Source organism: Mycobacterium sp. (genome assembly GCF_049802695.1).
Lineage (GTDB): Bacteria > Actinomycetota > Actinomycetes > Mycobacteriales > Mycobacteriaceae > Mycobacterium.
In genome coordinates this window covers 1-9,218 of sequence record NZ_JBARMY010000362.1, presented here as the reverse complement: position 1 = coordinate 9,218, position 9,218 = coordinate 1, and the positions used below count along the sequence as shown (strand labels likewise).

The following is a 9,218-nucleotide window of genomic DNA, read 5'->3' as shown; positions in this document are numbered from 1 at the left end:
GCGCCGAACTGCGCCACTGGCTGCAGGCCGGGCGATCCGGCGATGGCGCGGTGCACCAGCAGCGGGCGCGCCGAGCGTGACGTGTCGGGGTTCAGGTCGTTGCGGACGACGACATAGCTGATGCCTTGGCGGGCCAGGGTGTCGGCGAGCCCTGCCGACGGCCGTCCGGCCGCGAGCAGGCGCTGCACGGAGTCGAGTGCGCGGATGGTCGACGGCGGTGTCAGTGGAATGGAGTCGCGCACCCCCCAGGGGCTGTCGCCGAGGACTTGCAGCGGCTCGTCGTGACTGTTGCCCCACACCTGGGTGGCGAATGGCGCGCCCGGCACGACCAGCACCCGCCCGGGGGTCGGTGCGCCGCGGTTGTGCTCGGTGAGCCAGTCGGCGGTGTCATGCCAGTACTGCGGTATCGCGCTGAACGCTCCGGGCGGCGTCAGCCGCCCGGTCCACGCCAGCGACGTGCCGACCACCAGGGCGACCAGGGCGACGACTCCGGCCGCGACCCGCTTGTCTTGTTCGGGATGCATGAAGGCACGCAGCCACACCGGGCGCGGAGCGCTGCCCGGTAACGGGATGCGGCCCAAGAGTCCCGCCACACCGAGCACCAACGGGATCCGGATCACCGACTCCAGCTTGTGCACATTGCGCAGCGGAGCCCCGTCGGCGTCCAGGAACGCCTGCACGTGGTGCGCGAGCGGGGAGCCCAGCCCGCCCGCGTAGCCGGCAGCCAACAGGCCGATTCCCGTCAACAGCATCGTCACCAGCCGACCGGTGCCCGAGGTTTCTTCGCCGGCGAGCACCACCAGACCTGCCAACCCGCAGGCGGCCACGAGGGAGGTGGCCAGGATGGCGACCGACCCGGTGACCAGGTGCGCGCCCGCGGTGGCGTTGGGTGCCACGAACGGCGTCCAGCTGTCGGTGCCGCGCAGCACCTCCACCAACGACGACCATTGTGTCGTCACGCCGGAGGACTCGATGAAGTCCAGGAACGGGGGGCTGATGTGGAACAGCAGGATCAACGCCAGCAGCCACCACAGCGTCGCCAGCAGCAGCGCGAATAACCACCATCCGGTGTAGCGCAACCACAGTCGATTGGGGCGGTGACATGCCCACCAGATCACCGCGGGCAGGCAGCTGGCCAGCGTCGCGATGGCATTGACCGCTCCCATCAACGCCACCGCGAGTCCGGCTTGGCCGGCCAGCCGCCGCACCGAGTTCTCCGAATGTCCGCGCAGCGCCTTGATGGTCGGCAGCAGAACCCACGGCGCCAGCATGATCGGCAACGTCTCCGACGAGATCGATCCCAGGGTGATCAGCACCCGGGGCGACAGTGCGAACGCCGCCGCGGCAATCGCGCGGGAGGCCGGGTTGCCGATGCCCAGGACCTCAGCGACCCGCAGCAGCCCCCAGAATCCGACTGTGAGCAGCAGTGCCCACCACAGCCGCTGGGTGATCCACCCGGGCAGCCCGAGCAGGTGGCCGAGAAGGAAGAAGCTGCCGTGCGGGAACAGGTAGCCGTACGCCTGGTTCTGCGCCTGCCCGAACGGGAGTTCGCTGTTCCAGAGGTTGGTGGCCCGAGCCAGAAACCGCAGCGGGTTAGCGGTGAGGTCGAGTTTGGTGTCGGGGGAGATCTGACCGGGTGACTGCGCGAAACTCAGGATCAGCGCCGCGGTCGCGACCAGCCATAGCCGGCGCCGTGGTACCGGCTGTCCACCTGGCGATGCCGCCTGCGTAGCGGCGGCCTGTGTCGTGACCAGGCGATACCCGGTTTGCCCGGCTGCTCCCCGGGCCGTCGCGGCCCGCATCGTCGCCAGTTAGGTGCGGTTGCCGTACTCGACCCGGTTGAGCACCGACGACTGCGGGTCACCACCGGGTAGCGGCGGCTTGGTGTCCTGCTGCACCATCAGCGTCACTCCGAAGATCGCGGCGGCGCCCAGCAACAAGCCGACCACGATGCTGGCTGCGGCGGGCGCAACGAACCGGTTCATCGGTGGCTCTCCTCAGGCCTGGCGATCGTGGTTGCCGCCAACTTAGCAGAATCGCGGTCAACGCCCGCTTGCGTGCCCTACGCCGTCGCGCGGCAAACCCGCATCAGGGCAGGATGCTGTTTCCGTGCCGGACGTGGTTCGACGAGAAGCAGCCCTCGTCATCGTCGTCATCGCAGCGGTCGCCGTACTGCACCTGGTTGGCTTCGACCGACTGTTCGTACCGCTGATCGAGCGGTTGGGGCTCACCCTGGACGACCAACGTGACTCCGAACACAGCTGCCGCGCCGAGCATCAGGCCGGCTGCGATGCTGGCCCCGACGGGCAGCAGGAACCGGGTCATGAAAAGGCTCCTCGGGTTGGTGTGGCTCGTCGCCAACGTACCGGAAACTGAGCTTGGGGGACGGCTGAGCCTTTCGCCCGCCGGAACGGCATCCGGGGTGGTGCGGGCAGCGGACGGTGTCGTGACAGCATGGGCGGATGCCTTTTCCGCGCACCCTCGCCGTGTTCGCCGCGGCGGCGCTAATGGTCTCTTGCGGCCACGCTTCGACGTCGTCGAAGTCGCCCAAGTCCACGTCCGCGGCGGCCCGCCAGCCGGCTGCCAAGCCGATCCCGCCGGCCTGCGGTGATCCGGCCGCCGTGGTGGCCGCGTTGTCGGTGCACGATAAATTGGCCCAGCTGCTGATGGTCGGCGTGCGTGACGCCGACGACGCCCGGTCGGTGATCAGTGACTACCACGTCGGCGGCGTCTTCATCGGCAGCAAGACCAACCTGTCGATGCTGACCGACGGCTCGCTGTCCGATATCGCGCGCAAGGCGGGCCCGCTGCCGCTGGCGGTGAGCGTCGACGAGGAGGGCGGCCGGGTGTCGCGGCTGTCGTCGCTGATCGGGTCGGCTCCGTCGGCGCGGGTACTGGCGCAGACTCGAAGCGCCGACGAGGTGTACCAGCTGGCGCTGGAGCGCGGCCGGAAAATGCGCGGGCTGGGTATCACCATCGACCTGGCGCCCGTGGTCGACGTCAGCAACGCCCCGGACGACACGGTGATCGGCGACCGCTCGTTCAGCGCCGACCCGGCGGTGGTCACGACCTACGCCGGCGCGTACGCGCGCGGACTGCGCGACGCCGGGTTGTTGCCGGTGCTCAAGCACTTCCCGGGCCACGGGCACGGCTCCGGGGATTCGCACACCGGTGCGGTGACCACCCCGCCGCTCACCGACCTGCAAAGCAACGATCTGGTGCCCTACCGCACCCTGGTCACGACGTCTCCAGTGGGAGTCATGATCGGTCACATGCAGGTTCCCGGATTGACCGGCAACGATCCGGCCAGTCTGAGCCGGCCCGCGGTTCAACTGCTGCGCGACGGAACGGGCTACGGCGCTCCGCCGTTCAACGGGCCGGTGATCAGTGACGACGTGTCCAGCATGGCAGCGGTCAGCGACCGGTACGGCGTGGCCGAAGCGGTGTTGCGCACGCTGCAGGCCGGCAGCGACGTCGCGCTGTGGGTCACCACCGACGAGGTGTCCGCCGTCTTGGACCGACTGCAGAAGGCCGTCGCCGCAGGGGAGTTGGCGATGCCGGCCGTCGATGCCTCGGTGTTGCGGATGGCTGCCGTGAAGGGGCCGAACGCGTCCTGCAGCCACTGAGACGAGTTCTCCCGATGTGTGCGGAATGACCGCAGTGCTTACCCTTGAATGAGGTACACGCCGAGCCACGGCGCGAAGAGCTCAAAGAGGACGAATCATGGCAGGTGGAAGCAAGCGCCTGCCGCGGGCTGTTCGTGAGCAGCAGATGCTCGACGCCGCCGTCGAAATGTTCTCGGTCAACGGCTATCACGAGACATCCATGGACGTGATTGCGGCCAGAGCGGAGATCTCCAAACCGATGCTGTATTTGTACTACGGCTCGAAAGAGGATCTGTTCGGCGCTTGTCTCGACCGTGAGATCACCCGGTTCATCGACGCGGTGCGCGCCGACATCGACGCGCATCAAAACGCTAAAGATCTGCTGCGCAACGCGATTCTGTCGTTCATGCGTTACATCGACGAGAACCGGGCGTCTTGGATCGTGATGTACACCCAGGCCACCAGCTCCCAGACGTTCGCGCACACCGTGCGCGAGGGCCGCGAGCGGATCAACGAACTGGTCGCCGGGCTGTTGCGCACGGGTACCCGAAACCCCGACCCGGGCACCGACTTCGACATGATGGCCGTGGCTCTGGTGGGAGCCGGCGAGGCGGTGGCCACCCGGCTCAGCACCGGTGACACCGACGTCGACGGAGCGGCCGAGCTGATGATCAACCTGTTCTGGCGCGGACTCAAAGGCGCGCCCGGCGACCGCGACGTCGTCGACTCCGCGCCAACCGCCGCCGCCGGCTCCGGCTAATCCAGATTCCGGATCGTGCCGGTGAGGTGCGGGTATCCTTTGGAGATGTTGCGCAGCACCAGGTCCCAACCACTCTCGTTGCGGTCGACGTAAAGCCCGGTGGTGGCGGGCAGCAGCACCGGTTTCCCGAACCGCACCGAGTACGTCACGGCGTCGCCGAGTTGCCCCTCAATGTTGGCCAGTACTGCTGCGGCACTGAACATTCCGTGTGCGATGACGGTCGGGAACCCGAATAGCCTTGCGCCGATCGAGTTGGTGTGAATCGGGTTGTGGTCGCCGCCGACCGAGGCGTAACGGCGGATCTGCCCCGGTGTGATCTTCAGCACGGTGGTCGGTGGCGGCAATTTGGGCTGCTTTTGCGGCGGCGGCTTCGGTTCATCGCTCAGGCTGGTGCGCTGCTGGTGCAGGAAGGTGGTGACCTGGTGCCACGCGGTGTCGTGGCCGACGCTGACGTCGGTCACCATGTCCACCAGGATGCCTTTGCGGTGTTCTCGAAGGTTGTCGGCGTGCACGGAGATGCCGACCGTGTCGGTGACCGCGATCGGCCGGTACTGCGCGATGTGGTTTTCGGTATGCACTGCGCCTATGGCGGGGAACGGGAAGTCGAATCCGGTGACCAGCGACATCACCGTCGGGAACGTCAACGCGAAGGGATACGTCAGCGGGACGGTGTCGCCGAAACGCAGCCCCGTCACCGCGGCGTAGGCGGCGACGTTCGCGCGATCGATGGGCAACTCGTCGACGGTCACCGTTCGGGTGGGCAACTGGTCGTTGCGCGGCACGAAGGGCAATGAGCCCGCCGCTGCGCGCAGCATATTTCTCAATCCGCTTGGTTGCGTCACGGTAATCTCCTCAGGCACCCAGCATGGCTTGGCCACAGACCCGAACGACGTTGCCGGTCACTGCGTTCGACGCCGGACTGGCGAAGTAGGCGATGGTCTCGGCGACGTCCACCGGTTGGCCGCCCTGGAACAACGAATTCAGCCGGCGGCCGACTTCCCTGGTGGCCAGCGGTATCGCCGCGGTCATCTGAGTTTCGATGAATCCCGGTGCGACGGCGTTGATCGTGACGCCTTTCTCGCCCAGCTTGGCCGCCAGCGCCTGCGTCAGCCCGATCATGCCGGCTTTGGTGGTGGCGTAGTTGGTCTGTCCACGGTTGCCGGCGATACCGGCCATGGACGACAGCCCGATCACCCGACCACCTTCGCCGATGATGCCGTTGTCCACCAATTCCTCGGTGAGACGCAGCGGCGCAAGGAGGTTGACGGCGGCGACCGCGTCCCAGCGGGCCTCGTCCATGTTGGCCAGCAGCTTGTCGCGGGTGATTCCGGCGTTGTTGACCAGGATGTCGGCGCGTCCGTTGTAGTGCTCACGCAGGTGCTCGGTGATCCGGTCGACAGCGTCGTCGGCCGTGACGTCGAGCGTCAGCGCCGTCCCGCCGATCCGGGTGGCCGTTTCGGCGAGCGCCTCGGCGGCGGCCTCGACGTCGATCGCGATGACCTTGGCGCCGTCCCGGGCGAACACCTCGGCGATCGTCGCCCCGATGCCGCGGGCGGCGCCCGTCACGATCGCGACCTTCCCGTCGAGCGGACGGTCCCAATCGGCCGGCGGGGTGGAGTCGGCCGGGCCGACGTAGAAGACCTGGCCGTCGACATAGGCAGATTTGGCCGAGAGGATGAACCGCAACGTCGACTCCAGGCCGGTGGCGGCCGGTTTGGCGTCCGGCGAAAGATAGACCAGCGCAACGGTGGCCCCGCGCCGCAGCTCCTTGCCGAGCGAGCGGGTGAAGCCCTCCAGAGCACGCTGCGCGATCTGCTCGTCGGCGCTGTCGGCCTCGGCGGGAGTAGTGCCGATGACGACTACCCGGCCGGAAGCGCCCAGGTTTCGCAGCAGCGGGGTGAAGAATTCGTACAGCGACTTCAAGCCGGCCGGGGTAGTGATACCGGTGGCGTCGTAGACCAGTCCGCCGAACAAGTCAGCCCAGCGGCCGCCCAGGTTGTGGCTCACCACTTCGTAATCCGCGTCCAGCGCCGCCCGCAGCGGCTCCACCACCCGGCCTCCACCGCCGATCAGCAGTGACCCCTTCAGGGGCGGGTCGCCGGCCCGATAACGGCGGAGTGTTTCGGGCTGCGGAACGCCGAGCTGCTTTGCCAAAAACGACCCGGGACTGGAGTTGACGACCTGGGAGAAGAGATCCGATGAAACCTTGGGCGCCACTGCGTTGCTGCCTTCCCTGTCGAGCGTGCCGTCTATCGGCGACCGTACCGAAGGACCGAACTTACTGGAGAGTAAGAACAGTGGGTAGTATGACCCTTATCCGCGGATAACCCCAACTGACGGAGACAAACGTGGCCCCCGATACATCAAACACGACCACCCCGCCTGCCAAGGAGAGCCTGCAGTCCAGGCGACGCGTCGCGGTGCTGGGCGGAAACCGCATTCCGTTCGCCCGCTCGGACCGTGCCTATGCAGAGGCGTCCAATCAGGACATGTTCACCGCGGCCCTGGGCGGACTGATCGACCGCTTCAACCTTTCCGGCGAGAAGCTGGGCGCCGTCATCGGCGGTGCAGTGCTCAAGCACAGCCGTGACTTCAACCTCACGCGCGAGTGCGTGCTGGGCTCGGCGTTGTCGTCGTACACGCCGGCGTTCGATCTGCAGCAGGCCTGTGGCACCGGCCTGCAGGCCGCGATCGCGGCGGCCGACGGCATCGCCGCCGGCCGTTACGAGGTGGCTGCCGCAGGCGGTGTGGACACCACATCAGATGCGCCGATCGGTTTGGGCGACAACCTGCGCCGCAACCTGCTCGGCCTGCGTCGCGCGAAGTCCAACGTCCAGCGGCTGAAGCTGGTTGGCAAGCTGCCCGCCAGCCTGGGCGTCGAGATCCCGGTCAACAGCGAGCCGCGCACCGGCCTGTCGATGGGCGAGCACCAGGCCATCACGGCCAAGCAGTTCGGCATCAAGCGCGTCGAGCAGGACGAGCTGGCTGCCGCCAGCCACCGCAACATGGCTGCTGCCTACGACCGCGGCTTCTTCGATGACCTGGTGACGCCGTTCCTGGGGCTCTACCGCGATGACAACCTGCGCCCCGACGCCTCGGTGGAGAAGCTGGCGAAGCTTAAGCCGGTGTTCGGGGTGAAGGCGGGCGACGCCACGATGACCGCCGGCAACTCAACGCCGCTGACCGACGGCGCCTCGGTTGCTCTGCTGGCCAGCGAAGATTGGGCCGCTGAGCACGCGCTGACGCCGCTGGCCTACTTCGTCGACGCCGAGACCGCGTCGGTCGACTATGTCAGCGGCGCAGACGGCCTGTTGATGGCGCCGACCTATGCGGTGCCCCGGTTGCTGGCCCGCAACGGCCTGAGCCTGCAGGACTTCGACTTCTACGAAATCCACGAGGCCTTCGCCTCGGTGGTCTTGGCGCATCTGCAGGCCTGGGAGTCCGACGAATACTGCAAGGAGCGGCTCGGGCTGGACGCCGCGTTGGGTTCGATCGACCGCTCCAAGCTGAACGTGAACGGATCGTCGCTGGCCGCCGGTCACCCCTTCGCCGCCACCGGCGGACGCATCCTTGCTCAGGCGGCCAAGCAGGTCGCGGCGAAGAAGGCCGAGCGAAGCGGTTCGACAGATGCTCCGGTGCGCGCCCTGATCTCCATCTGCGCCGCCGGTGGTCAAGGCGTCGCCGCCATCCTGGAAGCCTGACGGGGCCGGTCCGGCCGGTCTGGTGCGCCGCTCCTCCTCATCGCTGCGCTCTGCATCGTCGCCGGCGATTTGGTGCGCCGCTCCTCCTCATCGCTGCGCTCTGCATCGTCGCCGGCGGTTTGGTAACAGAAGTGGACGGGTAGCCGATTGGCCGGATAGCTCCGCGTTGTCGTCCGACCCCCGACCCGATGGCAACGCGGGGCATCCCTGAATCGACCGTCCAGGCCGTGTCGGGCTAAGGGGCCGCCGCTGCGCAGAGGGGATGCAGCGACGGCCCCTTTGCCTGGCACACGACCAGCAGATGCGAAATCCCCGGCACGGTGTGCCGGGGATCTCGCGTTCTATCAGATCAGAAGGCTGCTTCGTCGAGTTCCATGATGTCGTTGTCCAGCGTCTCGACCACTTGACGGGTGCTGGTCAACAGCGGCAGGAAGTTCTTGGCGAAAAACGATGCCACCGCGATCTTGCCCTCGTAGAACGCCCGGTCAGCGCCGCTGGCGCCGGCATCGAGGGCTTCCACGGCCACTGCGGCATGGCGCTGCAACAACCAACCGATCATCAGGTCACCGACGCTCATCAGAAAGCGCACCGAGCCCAGGCCGACCTTGTAGAGGCTGGACGTGTCCTCCTGTGCGGCCATCAGATAGCCGGTCAGCGAGGCCGCCATCGCCTGCACGTCAGCCAGTGCGGTGGCCAGCAGCTCGCGCTCACCTTTCAGCCGGCCGTTGCCGGACTCGCTCTTGACGAACTCCTCGATCTGCCCGGCGACGTGCGCCAGGGCTACGCCCTTGTCACGGACGATCTTGCGGAAGAAGAAGTCCTGCGCCTGAATCGCGGTCGTGCCTTCGTAGAGCGAGTCGATCTTGGAGTCACGGATGTACTGCTCGAGCGGGTAGTCCTGCAGGAAGCCTGAGCCGCCGAGGGTCTGCAGGCTCTCGGTCAGCTTGGCGTAGGTCTGCTCGGACCCCACGCCTTTGACGACCGGCAACATCAGGTCGTTGACCCGCACCGCCAGGTCGGCGTCGACACCGTGTACCGCCTGAGCCACCGCGGCGTCCTGGTAGGTCGCCGTGTACAGGTACAGCGCGCGCAGACCTTCGGCGTAAGCCTTCTGCGTCATCAGACTGCGCCGCACATCCGGGTGGTGGGTGA

8 protein-coding genes and 1 pseudogene are annotated in these 9,218 nt (G+C 67.3%); 3 read left to right on the top strand and 6 right to left on the bottom strand.

Annotated elements, in window-relative coordinates; genetic code table 11:
• The 3 genes and pseudogenes from WA317_RS15005 to WA317_RS14995 all read right to left on the bottom strand — a co-directional run.
• Positions 1 to 1,802, bottom strand: a 1,802-nt coding sequence (locus tag WA317_RS15005) for a DUF3367 domain-containing protein (RefSeq protein WP_425173783.1), incomplete at its 3' end; no start/stop codon positions are given.
• 9 nt (positions 1,803 to 1,811) lie between these two features.
• The gene (locus WA317_RS15000; protein WP_084707240.1) at positions 1,812 to 1,985 is read right to left on the bottom strand and encodes a DUF2613 domain-containing protein; all 174 of its coding nucleotides are present in this window, start codon (positions 1,983 to 1,985) and stop codon (positions 1,812 to 1,814) included.
• Positions 1,986 to 2,160: 175 nt separating this feature from the next.
• Positions 2,161 to 2,325, bottom strand: a pseudogene (locus WA317_RS14995) (DUF2613 domain-containing protein); the annotation flags it as partial.
• A 137-nt stretch (positions 2,326 to 2,462) separates the two neighbouring features.
• Here WA317_RS14995 and WA317_RS14990 point away from each other — a divergent pair.
• Positions 2,463 to 3,626, top strand: a complete 1,164-nt coding sequence (locus WA317_RS14990; RefSeq protein WP_425173782.1) for a glycoside hydrolase family 3 N-terminal domain-containing protein — start codon at positions 2,463 to 2,465, stop codon at positions 3,624 to 3,626.
• A 97-nt stretch (positions 3,627 to 3,723) separates the two neighbouring features.
• Positions 3,724 to 4,365, top strand: a complete 642-nt coding sequence (locus tag WA317_RS14985) for a TetR/AcrR family transcriptional regulator (RefSeq protein WP_425173781.1) — start codon at positions 3,724 to 3,726, stop codon at positions 4,363 to 4,365.
• On the opposite strand, the gene WA317_RS14980 is transcribed toward WA317_RS14985, so the two are convergent.
• Complete coding sequence (locus WA317_RS14980; RefSeq protein ID WP_425173780.1) at positions 4,362 to 5,207, bottom strand: MaoC/PaaZ C-terminal domain-containing protein; 846 nt, start codon at positions 5,205 to 5,207, stop codon at positions 4,362 to 4,364. The genes WA317_RS14985 and WA317_RS14980 overlap by 4 nt on opposite strands.
• A 10-nt stretch (positions 5,208 to 5,217) precedes the next feature.
• A complete protein-coding gene (locus WA317_RS14975; RefSeq protein ID WP_425173779.1) occupies positions 5,218 to 6,582 on the bottom strand; it encodes a 3-oxoacyl-ACP reductase in 1,365 nt (454 codons plus the stop codon).
• 131 nt (positions 6,583 to 6,713) lie between these two features.
• On the opposite strand from WA317_RS14975, the gene WA317_RS14970 reads away from it, so the two are divergent.
• Positions 6,714 to 8,066, top strand: coding sequence for an acetyl-CoA C-acetyltransferase (locus WA317_RS14970; protein ID WP_425173778.1), 1,353 nt, complete (start codon positions 6,714 to 6,716; stop codon positions 8,064 to 8,066).
• A gap of 349 nt (positions 8,067 to 8,415) precedes the next feature.
• Here WA317_RS14970 and WA317_RS14965 read toward each other — a convergent pair.
• The coding region (locus tag WA317_RS14965; protein ID WP_425173777.1) for an acyl-CoA dehydrogenase at positions 8,416 to 9,218 on the bottom strand (803 nt) is incomplete at its 5' end.

Coding starts and splice junctions, on each gene's coding strand:
- WA317_RS15000 (WP_084707240.1), bottom strand. CDS start 1,985: ATGAACCGGTTCGTTGCGCCCGCCGCAGCCAGCATCGTGGTCGGCTTG.
- WA317_RS14990 (WP_425173782.1), top strand. CDS start 2,463: ATGCCTTTTCCGCGCACCCTCGCCGTGTTCGCCGCGGCGGCGCTAATG.
- WA317_RS14985 (WP_425173781.1), top strand. CDS start 3,724: ATGGCAGGTGGAAGCAAGCGCCTGCCGCGGGCTGTTCGTGAGCAGCAG.